Raw genomic sequence first — 16,268 nt, forward strand, 5'->3', positions numbered from 1 at the left:
TGTCCGCCTGCCCCGCCCGCGTTCCCTATCCGACGATCGCCAGCTCGCGGGCGGTGGAGTTGAGCCGCTTGCCGCCGTCCTCGGTGACGGTCACGATGTCCTCGATCCGCACCCCGAACCGCCCCGGGAGGTAGATCCCCGGCTCCACGGAGAAGCACATCCCCGGTACCAGCGGCTGCTCCTCGCCCTCGATCATGTAGGGCGGTTCGTGGGTGGTGACGCCGATGCCGTGACCGGTGCGGTGGATGAACCGGTCGCCGTAGCCGAACTCGGTGATGACGGCGCGCGCCGCGCGGTCGACGTCCTGGCAGGCGGCCCCGGGCCGCACGGCGGCGCACCCCGCCGCCTGGGCCTCCCGCACCACGTCGTGGACACGCTGCTCCTCGGCGGTGGGTTCGCCGACGTGGACCGTACGGGAGGTGTCGGAGCCGTAGCCGTACCGCAGGCCGCCGAAGTCGAGAACCACCATGTCGCCGTGCTCGATGACCCGCTCCCCCGCCTCGTGGTGCGGGTTCGCGCCGTTCGGGCCGGAGCCGACGATGGCGAAGTCCACCTGGGAGTGGCCGAATCCGATCAGCAGCTCCACCAGATCCGCCGAGACCTCGGTCTCCCGCCGCCCCGCGAAGGGGACCTTCAGGATCTCCTCGTACGTGGCGTCGGCCGCCGCGCCCGCCGCCGCGAGCCGCTCCAGTTCCGCCGCGTCCTTGACCGCCCGCAGCATCGGCAGCACCTGGGTGAGCGAGGCGTAGGAGGTGCCGGGCAGCAGCTGCTGGAGCCCGAGCAGGTGCATGGCCCAGGCGTTGTCGCTGATCCCGTACCGGCCGGCGGTGTCGAGCAGGGGGGCGGCCACCTCGTACGGGTTCCTGGCGTCGGTCCAGTCGCGCAGCGTAAGGGCGGGAGCGCCGGTCGCCGCCTCGGCGTCGGGCGCCTCCAGGGTCGGTACGACCAGCACCGGCTCCTGACCGGGGGTCAGCACGAGAAGGGTGAGGCGCTCGGTGCTGACGGGCTGGTAGCCGGTCAGGTGGACGAGGTCCGGGCCGGGCGCCACCAGGACACCGGCGAGCCCGGCCTCGGCGGCGGCGTCGGCCGCACGGGCCATCCGGGCCCGGTAGACGTCGGCGGTGAAGGGCTCGGGCGGGTTCGGACTGGTCATGCGGGGGCCTCCAGAGGTGCTGCCGGTACGGCTGCCGGTGACGGCGCACCACTGCGCGCGCCGCACGGAGCATCCTGCCGCCGCCCGTCGCGGGACGCGAGCGCCGGGCGGGCGTGGCGGGGCCGGCACCCGCGAAATCATGATCCGAAACAGGTTGCCGGGCCGCCCCGCTTCCTGGTTCCCTACCGGGGCGCGGCCACGGTCCGGGCAGCCCCACCAGCACCAGCACCAGCACCAGAGCGAGGACTCCCCATGCGGCCGGGATACGGAATACGCGCGCCCCTCGAATCCGACCTCCCGGCGATCCTCGCCACCGTGAACGCCGCGGGCCGGGCCGGGGACGCCACGGCGGCGGCCCGGACCGTGGACGAGTACCTGCGGGTCTGGTCGCGTCTGGACCGGGAGCGGGACACGTGGATCGCGACCGCTCCCGGCGGGGAGATCGCGGGCTACGGGCACCTGGCCGCCGAGCCCGGCGAAGGCCGCGCCCACGCCGACGCGTACACGCGTCCCCACCACGAGGGAGCGGGCGTAGGCACCCGGCTGCTGGAACTGGCGGAGACCCGGGCCGCCGAGCCGGCGGCCGACGCCGGCCGGACGCTCCACCTGGTCAACCACGTCTACCTCGGCGGCGCTTCGGAGCGGCTGCTGCGCTCGCGCGGCTACCGCCGGGCACGGGTCCACCAGCGGATGGCGATCGCGCTGGACGAGCCGCTCACCACGCCGGTGTGGGCGGACGGGGTCACGCTGCGACCGTGCACCGGGACCGCCGAGGAGTTGCGGGCGGTGCATGCCTGCTTCGAGGACGCGTTCGGTGACCGCTGGGGCGGCGAGCCGCGCCCGTACGACGTCTGGGCCGACGACCTGCTGTACGACGGCTTCGACCCGTCGCTCTGGCTGCTCGCGGAGCGCGAGGGCGGGATCGCGGGGGCCGCGCTCTGCCGGTTCCGCGAGGTTCGGGGCGAACCCGCGGGCGAGGTACGCCAGTTGGCGGTACGGCGGGAGGACCGCCGCCTCGGGATCGGGCGGTCCCTGCTGCTCTCCTCCTTCGCGCTCTTCGCCGAGCGCGGTGCCTCCTCGGTCGGGCTGGACGTCGACAGCGAGAGCCTGACGGGCGCGCATCTCCTGTACGCCCGGGCGGGAATGGCGGTCACGGTCTCCATCGGCCGGTTCGAGCGCGAGGTGTCCGGTCCCGTCGCCGACGGTTTCGACGCGCGGAACTGAACGGGAGGGTCCCGCGGGTCAGGCGGGAGCTGCCAGGGCGCCGATGGCCCGGCCGAGAAGCTGTTGCTCGTCCTCGGGCAGCCACCGGGCGGCGTGCACCATGTGCAGGGCGGTGGTCAGCCGCACCCGGTCCTCCTCCGTGCCGAGATCCGCGAGGTGGGCCGGGAGGATCAGCCCGAGGGCCTTGAGGTCGCCGCGCGCGCAGAACCCGGCGAGCAGGGCGGACAGGAGTCCGTCGGCGTCTCGCCGGACGGCCGCCCCGGTGGCGCGCAGCCCCTCGGCGATCGCCACCCTGGTCCAGTCGGCGTACGGCCCCGGCGGCACCGCGCCGATACGGGCGGCGGCCAGCCGGAAACTCCCGCGTGCCTCGTCCGGCTTCCCGAGGTGCTGGTGCGCCTTGGCCAGGCTGACGTACAGGGAGGGGTAGAAGGCCGCCACCCGCTCGTCGCCGACCAGGTCCGCGCGGTGGAGGCTCTCCCGGTTCCAGTGCAGGGTCCGCTCGGGCGTGGGCTGGTGGCGGGCCAGGTAGTGGGCGGCGACGCAGGCCTCGTAGTCGCCCGTGGCGCTCTCCCACGCCTGCAGGAAGAGGCGTTCGGCGTCGGTGTCCCTGCCTTCGGCTTCGGCCTGCATGCCCTGGGTGCAGAGTCCGACGACGGGGTTGCCGGTGTCCATGTCCATGGTCTGGCTCTCCGTGGGTGGGGTGAGTGGGGGTGAGGGGCGGGGCGGGTGGGTCAGGTCCCGGGCCGGACGTCGTGGACCGGCATGACCAGGGTGGTGAAGCTGCCCTGGTCGGCGGAGCGGACGACCACGGGCCCGTCCGGGGCGGAGACCTCCAGCAGGACGTCGGGTCCCACGCCCGCGTCGAGCGCCGCCAGGAGGACCGTCGGGTCGAAGGCGACGCACAGGGGCGGCCCGGTGCAGAGGGCGGCCGGTGCGGCGGTGGCCGTGCCCCGGAAGGCGACGGTGAGCCGCTGCCCGTCGGTCCGCAGGGTGACGGGCCCCTCGTACGCGTCGGCGCCGACCGCCGCGCGCAGGGCGGTCCTGTCCGCGATGATCCGGTGGTGCGCGGCCGGCAGGCCGTCCAGGATCATCCGGTAGTCGGGGAAGGTCCCTTCGGCGGTCACCGGCTCGCGCACCTCGCCGTCGGTGCCGTGCAGCCGTACACCCTCTCCGTCCACCTCGATGCCGAGGTCCGGCAGGCGTACGGCCCAGGCGGCGACGTCCCGCGCCTGCGCCGCGTCGAGGAGGAACCCGCACGCCTCCCCCTCGACGGAGGCGGAGGAGGGCCGCAGGGCACGGACCGCCAGCCGGTAGCGGTCCGTGGCGACGAGCCGCACTTCCTCGCGCCCGACTTCGACCAGGACACAGCCGAGAACCGGGAACTCCTCGGACGCGGCTCCCGACGCCACCGCCGGAACGACCTGCCGGACCGCACTGGCAAGCTCCGCCCCGCCGATCCTCGCCGTGGCCCGGGGCGGGCCGCCCGGCAGGTCCCGGAGGATCTCCCCGATCGCCGACCGGGCCGCCTCGGCGGACTCGCGGGCCCTTCTGGCGTGGGCTTCGAGTGCGGCGCGGGCCTCCGCGCGGGTCCCGCCGAGCACCACCGTGGCGCCGGTGAGCGGCATCCCCGCTTCGCGCAGCCGCCGCACCAGGACCGCGCGGGCTTCCTGTGCCTCGGAGTAGTAGCGGTAGCCGGTCGCGGCGTCGACGTGCGCGGGAGGCAGTACGTCGCAGTCGTCGTAGAAACGCAAGGCGCTCGGAGCCAGGCCCACCCGGCGGGCGAAGGCGCCGATGCTCATCAGCGCGTCGTTGTCGTCCATGGGCGCGATTGTCGGCTCTCAAGCGGCTTGAAGGTCAAAGGGAGCGAGGCCGCGCCAAGGGGAGCGAGGCCGCGCCTCCTGCCGGGAGCTCCCGTCGTTGGTGGAAGGTGGCGCCGGCCGGCCGATCCGTAGGAGAGTGGCGCGAAGAGCGCCGGTCAGGGGGGCGGCGCCGGACGAGGTGGAGGTATGCGGTGGGGGTTCCGGCAGGAAGACGGATACACGGTCCGGCCCGGCTGGCTCTCGTGTCGGCCGTGCTGATGGTGGCCGGCTGCACGGGTGGGGGCGGCGCGGAGCCGGAGGACACCATGGCACCGAAGGCGAGGGCGTATCTCACGTCCGCCCTGGACCTGATGGAGGAGCACTCCCTGATGAAGGCCGAGGTGGACTGGCCGAAAGTCCGCCGGGACGCGTTCGCCCATGCGGCGAAGGCGCGGACGCCCGCCGAGACGTACGGGCCGATCCGGCAGGCGCTGCGGGATCTGGGCGACGGGCACAGCACCTTCCTCGACCCGCAGGACGTCGCTCGGACCCAGGACGCGTCGGCCGATGACCTGATGCTCCCCGAAGGACGCCGCCTCCCGGGTGGCATCGGCTATCTGATGCTGCCTCCGGTCGCCTCCGACGAAGTGGCCGCCCCGTACATCCGCTCGGCCCGCTCCACCGTCGAGGGGATCGACGACGAGGGGGCCTGTGGCTGGGTCGTCGACCTGCGGGGCGAGAGCGGCGGGGACATGTGGCCCCCGCTCGCCGCCGTGGGACCGATCCTCGGCGACGGGGAGGCCGGCGCCGCCGTCCACGCGGACGGCCGGAGGGAACCCTGGGCCGTCCAGGACGGTACGCCCAGCCAATACGTGGACACCTGGGGGCCGGCCACTCCTCTCGCCCGGCCGCTGCCGCCCGTCGCCGTCCTGACGAGCCGTAGAACCGCGAGCGCCGGAGAGGCCGTGGTCATCTCCTTCCTGGGGCGCCCGGGCACCCGCACGTTCGGGGAGGCGACCACGGGGGTCCCCACGGCGAACTCCGCCTACCGCCTGTCCGACGGTGCGATGGTCGTCGTGACGGTGGCCCGCGAGGCCGACCGCACCGGGCGCGTGCACGACGGGCCTCTCACGCCCGACGTCGAGGTCCCCGAGACGCGCGGGCAGGACAAGGCCCTCAAGGCCGCCACGAGCTGGCTCTCCGCCCAGAAGCCCTGCCGTTCCTGAACGTCGGGCCGTGAACCGGATGCCGCTCCTGAGCCGTCGGCCGCAGCCCGTGGACCGCCTGCCCCGCTCAGCCCTGGCGCGGGCGTGGGCGCGGCCCGACGACCAGGTCGGCCCGGGCGCGTCCGGCCTCGACCAGCCGGGCGTTCGCCTCGTCCGGGCCCGCCACCCACCGCTCGGCGTACGGCCTCGGCTTGCCGAACCGTACGTGCCGGTCGACCAGCCTCCGCACGCGTACGTCCGGACGCACGTCCAGGTACCAGACCTCGTCGAGCAGCCCGCGCACCGGGGCCCAGGGCCCCTCGTCGTGGAGGAGGTAGTTCCCCTCGGTGACGACGAGCGGGACACCGGGTTCCACCGCGACGGACCCGGCGATCGGCTCCTCCAGCGCCCGGTCGAAGGCGGGGGCGTAGACCGTCTCGCCCCCTGTCGCCGCGTGCGCCGGGGCGCCGCCGCTGCCCGCCTCGCGCAGCCGTCGCAGCAGCGCGGCGTACCCGGCGGCGTCGAAGGTGTCCGGCGCGCCCTTGCGGGCGGCCCTCCCGAGCCGTTCCAGTTCGGCCCCCGCGAGGTGGAAGCCGTCCATGGGGACGAGTACGGCGGTGCCCGCGAGCTCCTCGACCAGAGCGGCGGCGAGGGTGGACTTTCCGGCACCGGGCGGCCCGGCGATCCCGAGGATCCGGCGGCGGCCGGGGACGATGAGGGACCGGGCGCGGGCCGCGAGCGGGGCGAGGTCGTACGTGTCCATGGGGGCATTCTGCGGGCCGACGCGGCACCCTCGTTAGTGTTACGTATAACTGGAGCCATTCCCCGACCTGCCGAGGAGCCGAGATGCCGCACATCGCCCTGACCACCCTGGTCGTCCACGACTACGACGAGGCCATCGCCTTCTACCGGGACGCCGTCGGCTTCGAACTGGCCGAGGACACCGACCGGGGCGACGGAACGCGCTGGGTCGTGGTTCGTCCGCGCGACGCCGGGGCTTCGGGTACGGGGCTGCTGCTGGCCCGCGCGAAGGACGCGGAGCAGCGGGCGGCGGTCGGGGCGCAGACGGGCGGGCGGGTCGGGTTCTTCCTGCACACCGAGGACTTCGCGGGGGACCACGCGCGCATGACGGCGGCCGGGGTGCGGTTCCTGGAGGAGCCGAGGCACGAGGCGTACGGCTCGGTCGCGGTCTTCGAGGACCTGTACGGCAACCGCTGGGACCTGCTCCAGCCCGCGTGAGGACGCGGGGCGCGCGGGCTTCGCCCCCGCCGCCCGCTCCGTACCCTTGGGCGCCCGGCAGGGAACGGCCCGGCGGGGTCCCGGCGAACCGGGCCGGCGGATCGCTCCGCACGCCCGCCGGAGCTTGATAGCGTCGCCCCCACGCGACTGCGGAACGCTCCCCGCCCCGGTCGCCGGCCGGCCCCGCGCGTCACCGGAACGGGCCTGCGCGCACGCGGGTTCGGGGACGGTCGCCGCAGGACGAAAAGGGCCCCGGGCATGAGCCTCGCGCAGTTGCACTACACCTCGGCCGCTCCGGGGGACGAGGGGACGGTGGGACGGTTCACCGCCGTCGCCCACGGGATACCCACGGCGCTGCTCTCGGAGATCGAACCCTTGCTGGGGTACGAGCCCCCGAGGGACGTGCCGTTCCTCCCCACGGACGCCGAACTCCGCTCCATGCCCCAGGCGTTCAGCTTCACCCACCTCTCGGACGACAGCAGGCTGCTGGCCCGGGGGGTGCCGCTGGCCCCGCCGGGCGGGTCCGGTGACCTCCGGTTCCACACCCATGCCGTGCTGCTGCCGGCCGGTGCGCGCCTGCCGGGCGACCGGCTGCCGATCACCGCGTGGCGCTCGCCCCGCTGGGTGTCCGTCACCCCCGGCGGCCCGATACCCGACCCGCTCACCTCGCCGCACGCCCACCCCGGCCTGGAGCGTGAGGCCCTCGGCGACTTCGCGGTCTCCCGGGGCCCGTGGCTCGCCGCCGTCTTCGCCGACCTGCGCCGCGTACGGGTGGAGAGCGCGTCGGGCGCCACGGCGCAGGTGGCGCTCGTGGAGCGGCAGAGCGAGGACGTGGCCCGCTGGATCGGGCTGGCCTCCGCGGTGCTTCCGCCGGACCATGCGGAGCAGTTGACGTTCACCACGTACTCCCGGCGGCCCTCACTCGCCCCGCAGCAGGTGGTCGGGGTGCTCCCGGAGGACGCCCACCTGCTCGACGCCGCCGAGGTCCGGGTGCACGTGTGCGGCACCCCGGGCGGTCGCCCGTCCCCGGCGTCCGGTGACGTGTGGGCCGAGACGGCCGCCCGGGTGTGGCGCAGCCGTGCTCCCGAACTCTTCGACAGAGCCAGCGCGTTGCACGGCGAGCCGTTCGCCGCCGGGCCGTTGGCCGTCATCGCGCTCTGCGCCGGAATCACCCTCGGGCCGGACGAGCGTTCCACCGCGGCCGACTGGGCGGCGGAGCGGCCGTACGCACTGGACGAGGAGCAGACCCGCAGGCTGGTCGACGCGCTGACCGCGCCCGGGCTCGACGATCGCACCGGCGGCGAATTCGACGCGGCGGGGCGGTTGTTCGGCGCCCTTGACGGAAGGTCCACGGCTGCCACGACCGCCCCGCTCGCCGCGATGCTGGTGACCGAGGCGGTACGCGGCGGCAACGGTTCCCTCGTGCTCCCCGACCGGAGCGCCTTCGCGGGCCCCGAGGGCAAAGCCGTCTCCGAGGCGCTCGCACCGGAGATCCTCGCCGAACTGGGCGGTGCGGGAGCCGCCTTCGACATCGCACGGACGGTCCAGCTCCTGCGGGTGGCGAGGCTCCTGGGCGTCGACTGCGCGGAGCTGCTGCCCGCCGTCGTGGAGCGGATCGCCCCCGCGCTGCCGGCCGCCCCCGAATTCTCCTGGGGTCCGGCCCTGTTGGAGCTGCTGGACGAGCAGTTCGACGTACGGACCGCGCTGCTGGTGGCGCTGGACCGGATCGCGCCGGACGATCCGGCCTCCATGGAACGACTGTTGGGGCGGGTGCCTCTCCCGTTCACCGGCACACAGTCACTGCCGCATCTGCGGATGTGCGCCGCATCGCATGCGATCAGGTCGAGTTGCGGCGACGACCGGAGTGCCGCGTTCGGGCGGGTGCTGCGGACCGCCGGGATCTCGCCGTTCGCCGAGCCGCTGGTGCTGCGCTCGGCCGTGGGACTCGTCTGGGCGGACCGGGGGCCCACGGCCGGGGAGGCCAGGATGCTGTGGGAGGCGGCCACCTCGGACGCGCACCGCAGCGCGGGCACCTGGTCGCATCTGGTCGGGGCGGCGCTCGGCGCGGCGGCCGACGACGCGGACGCGGCCGGCCTGGCGCACGATCTGCTGCGTGGGTTCCCGCACCAGATCCTGGGCCGGGAACGCGGGGCTCTGCTGCTGCTGGAGTTCGCCCGCGCGATGCGCGGGGCCGGTGCCGCCCCGGACGCGGACGCGGCACCGGTGCCGCCGGACGAGGCCGCGGCCGGGGAGGGCTGGGCGGCGCGGCTGCTCGCCCTGCGCCCGGCCGCCGAACCGGTGGAGCCGGGCGTCTGGGAGCACGCTTCGGGCGCGCTCGCCCGCCGTCTGCTGGCGCCGGAGCGGCCGGAGGAGGAGCTGTACGCCTTCGTGCACACCGACGACCCGGATCTGCTCGCCGCCTACGGCAGGGCCGCGCGGGAGGAGCCCGTACTCGCCCGGCTGCGCTCCGACCCCGCGTTCGCCGCCGACTGCTATCTGACCTGGAGCGCCCATCCGCACGCGGGTGCCCACTGGGCGCGTACCAGCGGCGCCCTGCTGGACGAGGTGCTGCGCCCCGCCGTGCGCGAGCTCTCCGCGGCCGGGGTCCAGGCGGTCGAGGAGGCTGTCGGGCGGGCCGGCAGCAGCGGCCGGACGGAGGCGTTCCGTTCCTGGAACCGACGTCCGGCGGGCCCCCTCGGCCGGATCGGCCGCCGACTGGCGGGCAGGGTGCGCCGTCCCTGAACGGGTCCCCGCACCGGCGCCGTCCGCCACACCGGGTCCGGCGTGCCCGGTCCGGGTCCAGGCGGACCCGGTGTGGCTTCAGGCGGACCCGGTGTGGCGGACGGCGCCGGGATCGCGTCCGAGGAAGCCCACGAACCGGTCCATGGCCGGGGCGTCCTCGGCGACCGGCACGATCTCGCCGAATGCCTTCCCCTCGCCACGGAACTGCGGCGGGAGCGTGACCCGCGCGCGTTCCAGGACCTGGGCCGCTTCCTCCTCGGTGAAGGGGACCGCCTGTCCGGTGGCGACGGCGAGGTCCCAGCCGTGCCCCAGGTACTCCATGAGTGCCATGTCGAAGACCATCGGGCCGGGCAACTCGCCCTTCATGACGCGGACCCGGCGGTCGAATCCGTGGTTCCGCCAGCCCGCGACCAGTCCCGCCGCGGCGCTCCGGAACTCACCGGCCGGGTCGTCCCCGCAGACGTGGTCCGCCGGGTCGCCCTCGTACGCGCGGTCCTCGCATCCGGCCTCGAAGACCCGGAGCCAGCCCACGAGGTGGTTGCGCAGCGCCTCCACGTCGTAGGACTCACAGGTGGTCGGCAGGGAGAGCTGGTCGGGCCGGACACCTTCGACGAGGTCTCCGGTCCTGGACAGAATGCGCGCGAGGAGATCGATGTCGCTCATGGCGGGACTCTACGAGCCCGTGGGGCGGAAGCGGGGCGGCGCCACCGGTGAATCACCCGACGCCCCGTCAACGCAAGGCCGTACCGCACGTCGAACCCGCATGTGTGAGGTGGCCGGGCCGGGGTAACGGCTGAACACCAGCCCCGCACCCCGCGCGCACGGCTCCGTACGTTTCATCTCCGGCGCGGGCGAGAAGGCCACTGCGACGAGAGAGGCGACTGCCGAGCGATGCAGAACACGACTGACTCCACCCAGTGCGTTCCGGCCATGACGTACACGCTGATGCTCGAAAAGGTCCGTTACGACGGCGCGTACCCGACCCGGGAACGGGCCGAGGAAGCGGTACGTCTCGTACTGGGCGGTCTCGGCGGTCAGTTGGACGGGGACGAACGGGAGATCCTGGCGTCCCGGCTCCCGGCGGAGGCCGCCGCCGTCCTCCTCGCCGCCAGACCCGACACGCCGCTCACCGGACGCGACTTCGTCACCTCGCTCGCCCTGGCGACCGGCGCGGGCACCGCCACCACCCGCTGGGACGCGGGCTCCGTCCTGACCACGGTGGCCCAGCTCGCCGGCCCCGACCTCCTCGCCCGGGTGCTCCGCGCCCTCCCCCAGGGGTACGCCCTCCTCTTCGGCCGCGCGGAGCTCGCCCGCGCCGCCTGACCGGCGCCCGCCCGGGGCGCCTGCCCGGCCGGGCGCCCCGGGACGGAAACGCACGGCCGCGGGGCGACCGGGGGCCTCCGGCCGCCACCCGGCCGCCCGCGTGAAAGCCCGCCGCGTCCCCCGGCCGCCCGCGTGAAAGCCCGCCGCGTCCCCCGGCGGCCCGCGTGAAGGCCGCCCTCGCGGCGGCAGCGCACTCCTCACGGCCCCGCGTGACGCCCACCACCGCACCCTGCCCCGACATCGGGGTAGGGTTTTCGGCGTGGTGCAGGTACGCTCCGCGCGCCCGCGCCACCGCACCGGGGCCGATGCCGCCCCCGGTGGAGGCCCGGTCCCACGAGGTCCCGTGCCGGGGAGAGACGGGGCTCACGCGAGCCGTGGACCCGCCGCTGCCCGTCCGGCCCGGGTCTCTCGCATCCGGCGCCGGTCCGAATCGGCCCTTCCCCGGGTCCGTCCGTTCCTCCCCGCTTCCGGTCCCGACCACGGGTCCGACCGCGAGGTGCCGTCCCGGCGCTCCGCGCCCCGACGCACGCCCTCGGCCCTGCCCGACCCGCCGGTGTGCCCGAGCACGACAGGTTCCCGCTCCTTGTCCTTCACCGTCCCCCCTGTCCCCGCCGTCCCCGCCGGTTCCCCGGCCGGGCGGCTGCGCGCCCTCAAGCCCGACTGGCTGGGCGACCCGAAGGTCTGGCGCACCGAGGTGCTGGCCGGTCTCGTGGTCGGCCTCGCGCTGATTCCCGAGGCGATCTCGTTCTCGGTCATCGCCGGGGTCGATCCGGCGGTCGGCCTGTTCTCCGCCTTCACCATGGCCGTGGTGATCTCCGTGGTCGGCGGGCGCCGGGCGATGATCTCCGCCGCCACCGGTGCGGTGTCCCTGGTGGTCGCGCCGCTCAACCGTGAGCACGGCTTCGGCTATCTGGTCGCCGCCGTGATCCTCGCGGGTGTCTTCCAGATCGTCCTGGGGGCGCTGGGGGTGGCGCGGCTGATGCGGTTCGTGCCGCGCTCGGTGATGGTCGGCTTCGTGAACGCCCTGGCGATCCTGGTCTTCATGGCGCAGGTCCCGGAGATGCGGGACGTGCCCTGGGCGGTCTACCCGCTGATCGTGGCCGGTCTGGCGCTGCTGGTGTTCTTCCCGAAGGTCACCGCGGTCGTACCGGCCCCGCTGGTCTCGATCGTGGTCCTCACCGCCTTCACCGTGGCGGCGGGGATCGCGGTGCCGACCGTGGGCGACCGGGGCGAGCTGCCGTCGTCCCTGCCGGTGCCGGGGCTGCCGGACGTACCGTTCACTCTCCACACGCTGACGACCGTGGCTCCGTACGCGCTCGCGATGGCGCTGGTCGGCCTGATGGAGTCGCTGATGACGGCGAAGCTGGTCGACGAGATCACGGACACCCGCTCCGACAAGACCCGCGAGTCGGTCGGCCAGGGCATCGCCAACATCGTCAGGCTTCTTCGGCGGCATGGGCGGCTGCGCGATGATCGGCCAGACGATGATCAACGTGAAGGTGTCGGGGGCGCGCACCCGGCTGTCGACCTTCCTCGCCGGCGCGTTCCTGATGGTGCTCTGCATCGCCTTCGGACCGGTCGTCTCCGAGATCCCGATGGCCGCCCTGGTCGCGGTGATGGCGATGGTCTCGTTCGCCACCTTCGACTGGCACTCCATCGCTCCGCGGACGCTGCGGCGGATGCCCGCAGGGGAGATCGCCGTCATGGTGGTCACCGTGGTGGTCGTGGTCGCCACCCACAACCTCGCCATCGGTGTGGTCGTGGGCTCGCTGCTCGCGACGGTGGTCTTCGCCAAGCGGGTGGCCCGTGTCGCGGACGTCACCTCCGTCACCGACCCGGACGGCTCCACCGTGGTCTACCGGGTGACCGGGGCGCTCTTCTTCGCCTCGTCCAACGAACTCGTGGGCCGCTTCGACTACGCGGGCGATCCGGAACGGGTGGTGATCGACCTGTCCGCCGCGCACGTCTGGGACGCCTCGTCGGTGGCCGCCCTGGACGCGGTCGTCGCCCGGTACGCACAGCGGGGCAAGACGGCCGGGATCACCGGGCTGAACGAGCCGAGCGCCCGTCTCCACGAGCGGCTCAGCGGGGAACTCGCCGGGGGCCACTGACCCCCGGCCACCCGCACCTGGGTACGCGAGAAGGGCCGGAGCCCCACGGCACACGGGCTCCGGCCCTTCTCGCGTACGTACCCGGTGACGGGCACGCGCCTGAGCCGTCAGGCGTCGGGCGTCAGCTTCAGCGAGATGGAGTTGATGCAGTAGCGCTGGTCGGTCGGGGTCTCGTACCCCTCGCCCTCGAAGACGTGGCCGAGGTGGGAGCCGCAGCGGGCGCAGCGCACCTCGGTGCGGACCATGCCGTGGCTGGCGTCCGGGATGAGCTCGACCGCGTCGGTGTCCTTCGGGTCGTAGAAGGACGGCCAGCCGCAGTGCGACTCGAACTTCGTGTCGGAGCGGAAGAGCTCGGCGCCGCAGGCGCGGCAGGAGTAGACGCCCTCGGTCCTGGTGTCGGTGTACTCGCCCCGGAAGGCCGGCTCGGTACCGGCCTGGCGCAGCACCGCGTACTCGGCCGGGGAGAGCTCTTCCCGCCACTGCTCGTCTGGCTTCTCGATGTCGTACGGCACGGTGGCTCGCTCCCTCACTTCGACAGCTGGTCCAGGATGCGCGGGCCGAGGTCGGTGACGTCGCCCGCTCCCATGGTGAGAACGAGATCACCCGGCTTCGCCATTCCCGCGACGACCCCCGGGACGTCCGCCTTGTCGTGCACGGCGGTGACGTCGGTGCCGGCCGCCCGGGCGGCGTCGATGATCAGCTCGCTGGTGACGCCGGGGACCGGGTCCTCGCGGGCCGGGTAGATGTCCAGCACCACGGAGGCGTCGGCGAGGGCGAGGGCCTGGCCCATCTCCGTGCCCAGCTCCTGGGTACGGGAGAAGAGGTGGGGCTGGAAGACGACGAGGATCCGGGCGTCGGCGGCGGCGCCGCGCATGGCCTCCAGGTCGGCGGTCATCTCGGTGGGGTGGTGGGCGTACGAGTCGATGACCTGGACGCCGGCGGCCTCGCCCTTGAGCTGGAGGCGGCGCTTGACCCCGGTGTACGTACCGAGGGCGGAGGCGAGGTTGTGTGCGGGGATGCCGAGGGCGACGCCTGCGGCGAGGGCCGCGACGGCGTTGTGGGCGTAGTGACGGCCGGGCACGGAGACCGTGAAGGTGAGGAACCTGCCGTTGAGCAGAACCGTGACCTCGCTGGTCAGGCCGCGCGGGGTGACCTTGTGGACGCGCACGTCGGCGCTCTCGGACTCGCCGTAGGTGACGATGTTCAGATCGGTCCCGGCGTTCTCACGCAGTCGCCGGGTGAACTCGACGGCGCCGGGCTGGTCGGCGGCGACGACGAGGGTGCCGCCGGGGGCGATCTTTCCGGCGAACGTCTCGAAGGACTCGTAGATCTCTTCCATCGAGGCGTAGTTGGCGTGGTGGTCGAGTTCGACGTTGAGGACGATCGCGACCTCGGGGTCGTACTTCTGGAAGCTGCGGTCGCTCTCGTCGGCCTCCGCCACGAAGACGTCGCCGCCGCCGTGGGAGGCGTTGGTGCCCGGTCCCTCCAGGTCGCCGCCGATGGCGTACGAGGGGTCGAGGTTCAGCGTGGAGAGGGCGACGGCCAGCATCGACGTGGTGGTCGTCTTGCCGTGGGTGCCCGCCACGGCGACGGCGCGGGTACCGGTCATCAGCGAGGCGAGCGCGTCGGAGCGGTGCACCACCGGGACGGAGAGCTCGGCGGCGCGCACCAGCTCCGGATTGTCTGCGCGGATGGCGCTGGAGACGACCACGCAGGTCGCGTCGGAGGCCAGGTGCTCCGCGGCGTGACCGATGTGGACGGTCGCCCCCAGCGCGCGCAGCGCGTCGGCGGTGCCGGACTCCTTGGCGTCGCTGCCCGCCACCTCGGCGCCCCGCTGGGCGAGGATCTTCGCGATGCCCGACATTCCGGCGCCGCCGATGCCGATGAAGTGCGGCCGTTCCATGGCGGCAGGAATACCGGGTGCCATGCGTGTTCTCTCCCTGAAGTCGGTCGTGGTGCCGGGTCGGCCCGGCACCGGTGCCCAGCCTATTCGCTGTGCGCGAAGAGCTTGAGCACCGGGACGCCGACCTTGTGGCGGGCGCGGGAGGCCCAGTCGCGGTGGAAGAACTCCTCCACGTAGTGCGGGGCGGTCAGCACGATGACCTCGTCGGCCCCCGCGTCGTCCACCACGGTCTTGAGGGTGTCCAGCGGGTGGTCCTCCACGACCTGGCCGACCGCCTCGGAGCCCGCCGCCCGCAGGGCGCGCAGGGAGTGTTCGAGGGCGAGGCGCGCGGGTTCGAGCGCGTCCTTCCCCTCGGGCTCGTCTCCCTCGCGGGCTGCGTCCCGCAGCTCGCCGAGCGCCACGTCGTCGATCGCGCGGAGCAGGACGTCGGCCTGGTCGCCGCGCGGCTGCATGAGCACGATGAACGAGATCCGCTCGTCGCCGTGGAGGGTCGTGACGAAGTCGACGTCCTCGGGGGTGAGCGGCTTCTCGATCATCAAAACGCTTGTGAACACGACGGGCGCCCTTCCGCTTCTTCATCCGGCCGGCCTCGTGGGGGCCGCTGCTGAAACCATCCTTCCCCGTGATCGCACGGAGATTGCAGAGGTAAGTGTGCCCAGCGGAAGCCAAGCGGAACGGCAAATTCCGTTAAGAGTCGGCCGGAGTCGCGCCCGCCCCCCGGGACCGCCCGGAGCCTGTTCCCCAAGGCCCCGGGGCGGCGGTACCGGTGGCCTCAGGGACGGCGGCGGTACCGGGTGAAGAGGGAGCCGTCCTCCTCCAGCAGCCCCGCCAGGACGAAGCGTTCCGGGACCGGCACGGACGGGCCGCCCGCGATCCGCTGCGCCTCGCCCGCCGTCAGCACCGGCGAGACGGTCAGGCAGAGCTCGTCCAGGACGCCGGCGGCGACGATCTGGCCGAGCAGGCGGGGTCCGCCCTCCGTCAGCTGCCGGGTCAGGCCGAGGGCGGCCAGTTCCCGGACGGCTCGCGCGGGGTCGACCCGGGCGCCCTCACCGGCGACCACCACCCGGGCCCCCGCCCTGCCCGCCGCCGCGACCCGCTCGGCCGGCGCGGCCGAGCCGGTGAGCACCAGGGTCGGGACCAGCGGCTCGGTGTAGAGCGGCAGTGAGAAGTCGAGGTCGAGGCTTCCGCTCACCACGGCTACGGCGGGCGCGGGCGACTGCCCGGCCGCCGCCCGCCGCGCGGCGAACGCCTGGCGGGCGCGGGCGGGCCGGTACCCCTCCGTACGCACCGTCTCGGCGCCGGCGATCACCACGTCGGCGAGGCCCCGCAGGGTGCCGAAGATCCGCATGTCCGAGGGGGACGAGATGGCCTGCGAGCGGCCGTCGTGCTGGGCGGCGCCGTCCAGGGTGGCGACCATGTTGGCGCGCAGCCAGGGCTCCGGGCCGGCCGGGTAGGCGTACGCCTCGGCCAGCTCGTCGAAACTCCACTCGCGGTCGTCGGCCACGGCCGGGGCGGTGGCGGTGACTGTCAGGTCCGTCACAGGGAACAGGCTTCGCATGTCAGGCAGTG

At 74.1% G+C, this 16,268-nt stretch carries 14 protein-coding genes and 1 pseudogene; 6 read left to right on the plus strand and 9 right to left on the minus strand.

Annotated elements, in window-relative coordinates; all coding sequences use genetic code 11:
• Window positions 1-25: 25 nt before the first annotated feature.
• Window positions 26-1,153, minus strand: a complete 1,128-nt coding sequence (locus ACFZAX_RS00605) for a M24 family metallopeptidase (protein ID WP_390957656.1) — start codon at window positions 1,151-1,153, stop codon at window positions 26-28.
• Between the two features lie 252 nt (window positions 1,154-1,405).
• Here ACFZAX_RS00605 and ACFZAX_RS00610 point away from each other — a divergent pair, with 252 nt between their 5' ends.
• Window positions 1,406-2,377 carry a GNAT family N-acetyltransferase gene (locus ACFZAX_RS00610; RefSeq protein ID WP_390957658.1) on the plus strand — a complete coding sequence of 324 codons (972 nt, stop codon included), beginning with the start codon at window positions 1,406-1,408 and terminating at the stop codon, window positions 2,375-2,377.
• 18 nt (window positions 2,378-2,395) lie between these two features.
• Here ACFZAX_RS00610 and ACFZAX_RS00615 read toward each other — a convergent pair whose 3' ends face one another.
• Both ACFZAX_RS00615 and ACFZAX_RS00620 read right to left on the minus strand, forming a co-directional pair.
• The gene (locus tag ACFZAX_RS00615) at window positions 2,396-3,055 is read right to left on the minus strand and encodes a hypothetical protein (protein WP_390957660.1); all 660 of its coding nucleotides are present in this window, start codon (window positions 3,053-3,055) and stop codon (window positions 2,396-2,398) included.
• A 53-nt stretch (window positions 3,056-3,108) separates the two neighbouring features.
• Window positions 3,109-4,197 carry a MerR family transcriptional regulator gene (locus tag ACFZAX_RS00620; protein ID WP_390957662.1) on the minus strand — a complete coding sequence of 363 codons (1,089 nt, stop codon included), beginning with the start codon at window positions 4,195-4,197 and terminating at the stop codon, window positions 3,109-3,111.
• A 305-nt stretch (window positions 4,198-4,502) separates the two neighbouring features.
• Here ACFZAX_RS00620 and ACFZAX_RS00625 point away from each other — a divergent pair, with 305 nt between their 5' ends.
• Window positions 4,503-5,402: a S41 family peptidase gene (locus ACFZAX_RS00625; protein ID WP_390957664.1), complete on the plus strand. Its 900-nt coding sequence runs from the start codon at window positions 4,503-4,505 to the stop codon at window positions 5,400-5,402.
• Window positions 5,403-5,469: 67 nt separating this feature from the next.
• On the opposite strand, the gene ACFZAX_RS00630 is transcribed toward ACFZAX_RS00625, so the two are convergent.
• Entirely contained in the window at window positions 5,470-6,144 is a 675-nt protein-coding gene (locus ACFZAX_RS00630; RefSeq protein ID WP_390957665.1) for a nucleoside/nucleotide kinase family protein, read from the minus strand.
• Window positions 6,145-6,227: 83 nt separating this feature from the next.
• Between ACFZAX_RS00630 and ACFZAX_RS00635 the strand changes: the two genes are divergently transcribed.
• Complete coding sequence (locus tag ACFZAX_RS00635; RefSeq protein ID WP_390957667.1) at window positions 6,228-6,620, plus strand: VOC family protein; 393 nt, start codon at window positions 6,228-6,230, stop codon at window positions 6,618-6,620.
• Window positions 6,621-6,878: 258 nt separating this feature from the next.
• On the plus strand, window positions 6,879-9,362 hold the full coding sequence (locus ACFZAX_RS00640; protein WP_390957668.1) for a GTPase-associated protein 1-related protein: 2,484 nt from the start codon (window positions 6,879-6,881) through the stop codon (window positions 9,360-9,362).
• A 78-nt stretch (window positions 9,363-9,440) separates the two neighbouring features.
• On the opposite strand, the gene ACFZAX_RS00645 is transcribed toward ACFZAX_RS00640, so the two are convergent.
• Window positions 9,441-10,025, minus strand: coding sequence for a TIGR03086 family metal-binding protein (locus ACFZAX_RS00645; RefSeq protein ID WP_390957670.1), 585 nt, complete (start codon window positions 10,023-10,025; stop codon window positions 9,441-9,443).
• 228 nt (window positions 10,026-10,253) lie between these two features.
• On the opposite strand from ACFZAX_RS00645, the gene ACFZAX_RS00650 reads away from it, so the two are divergent.
• Window positions 10,254-10,685 carry a DUF2267 domain-containing protein gene (locus tag ACFZAX_RS00650; RefSeq protein ID WP_390957672.1) on the plus strand — a complete coding sequence of 144 codons (432 nt, stop codon included), beginning with the start codon at window positions 10,254-10,256 and terminating at the stop codon, window positions 10,683-10,685.
• Between the two features lie 583 nt (window positions 10,686-11,268).
• A pseudogene (locus ACFZAX_RS00655) lies at window positions 11,269-12,796 on the plus strand (SulP family inorganic anion transporter).
• A gap of 107 nt (window positions 12,797-12,903) precedes the next feature.
• Here the strand turns inward: ACFZAX_RS00655 and msrB are convergent.
• The 4 genes from msrB to ACFZAX_RS00675 all read right to left on the minus strand — a co-directional run bounded on the left by msrB (window position 12,904) and on the right by ACFZAX_RS00675 (window position 16,257).
• The gene (gene msrB / locus ACFZAX_RS00660; protein WP_390957674.1) at window positions 12,904-13,308 is read right to left on the minus strand and encodes a peptide-methionine (R)-S-oxide reductase MsrB; all 405 of its coding nucleotides are present in this window, start codon (window positions 13,306-13,308) and stop codon (window positions 12,904-12,906) included.
• Window positions 13,309-13,322: 14 nt separating this feature from the next.
• Window positions 13,323-14,723 (minus strand): UDP-N-acetylmuramate--L-alanine ligase, encoded by a 1,401-nt coding sequence (gene murC, locus ACFZAX_RS00665; RefSeq protein WP_390957676.1) that lies wholly within the window; start codon window positions 14,721-14,723, stop codon window positions 13,323-13,325.
• A gap of 59 nt (window positions 14,724-14,782) precedes the next feature.
• Entirely contained in the window at window positions 14,783-15,235 is a 453-nt protein-coding gene (locus ACFZAX_RS00670; RefSeq protein ID WP_390958380.1) for an indole-3-glycerol phosphate synthase, read from the minus strand.
• Window positions 15,236-15,471: 236 nt separating this feature from the next.
• Window positions 15,472-16,257: a dihydrofolate reductase family protein gene (locus tag ACFZAX_RS00675; protein ID WP_390957678.1), complete on the minus strand. Its 786-nt coding sequence runs from the start codon at window positions 16,255-16,257 to the stop codon at window positions 15,472-15,474.
• Window positions 16,258-16,268: the final 11 nt, after the last annotated feature.

The organism is Streptomyces sp. NPDC008125, assembly GCF_042957125.1.
Taxonomy (GTDB): domain Bacteria; phylum Actinomycetota; class Actinomycetes; order Streptomycetales; family Streptomycetaceae; genus Streptomyces.

Excerpts from the sequence above, each read along its gene's own strand:
- ACFZAX_RS00630 (WP_390957665.1), bottom strand. The coding sequence starts at position 6,144 with ATGGACACGTACGACCTCGCCCCGCTCGCGGCCCGCGCCCGGTCCCTC.
- ACFZAX_RS00675 (WP_390957678.1), bottom strand. The coding sequence starts at position 16,257 with ATGCGAAGCCTGTTCCCTGTGACGGACCTGACAGTCACCGCCACCGCC.
- ACFZAX_RS00670 (WP_390958380.1), bottom strand. The coding sequence starts at position 15,235 with ATGATCGAGAAGCCGCTCACCCCCGAGGACGTCGACTTCGTCACGACC.
- ACFZAX_RS00625 (WP_390957664.1), top strand. The coding sequence starts at position 4,503 with ATGGCACCGAAGGCGAGGGCGTATCTCACGTCCGCCCTGGACCTGATG.
- ACFZAX_RS00610 (WP_390957658.1), top strand. The coding sequence starts at position 1,406 with ATGCGGCCGGGATACGGAATACGCGCGCCCCTCGAATCCGACCTCCCG.
- ACFZAX_RS00640 (WP_390957668.1), top strand. The coding sequence starts at position 6,879 with ATGAGCCTCGCGCAGTTGCACTACACCTCGGCCGCTCCGGGGGACGAG.
- ACFZAX_RS00605 (WP_390957656.1), bottom strand. The coding sequence starts at position 1,153 with ATGACCAGTCCGAACCCGCCCGAGCCCTTCACCGCCGACGTCTACCGG.
- ACFZAX_RS00620 (WP_390957662.1), bottom strand. The coding sequence starts at position 4,197 with ATGGACGACAACGACGCGCTGATGAGCATCGGCGCCTTCGCCCGCCGG.
- ACFZAX_RS00615 (WP_390957660.1), bottom strand. The coding sequence starts at position 3,055 with ATGGACATGGACACCGGCAACCCCGTCGTCGGACTCTGCACCCAGGGC.
- murC (WP_390957676.1), bottom strand. The coding sequence starts at position 14,723 with ATGGCACCCGGTATTCCTGCCGCCATGGAACGGCCGCACTTCATCGGC.
- ACFZAX_RS00645 (WP_390957670.1), bottom strand. The coding sequence starts at position 10,025 with ATGAGCGACATCGATCTCCTCGCGCGCATTCTGTCCAGGACCGGAGAC.
- ACFZAX_RS00650 (WP_390957672.1), top strand. The coding sequence starts at position 10,254 with ATGCAGAACACGACTGACTCCACCCAGTGCGTTCCGGCCATGACGTAC.
- ACFZAX_RS00635 (WP_390957667.1), top strand. The coding sequence starts at position 6,228 with ATGCCGCACATCGCCCTGACCACCCTGGTCGTCCACGACTACGACGAG.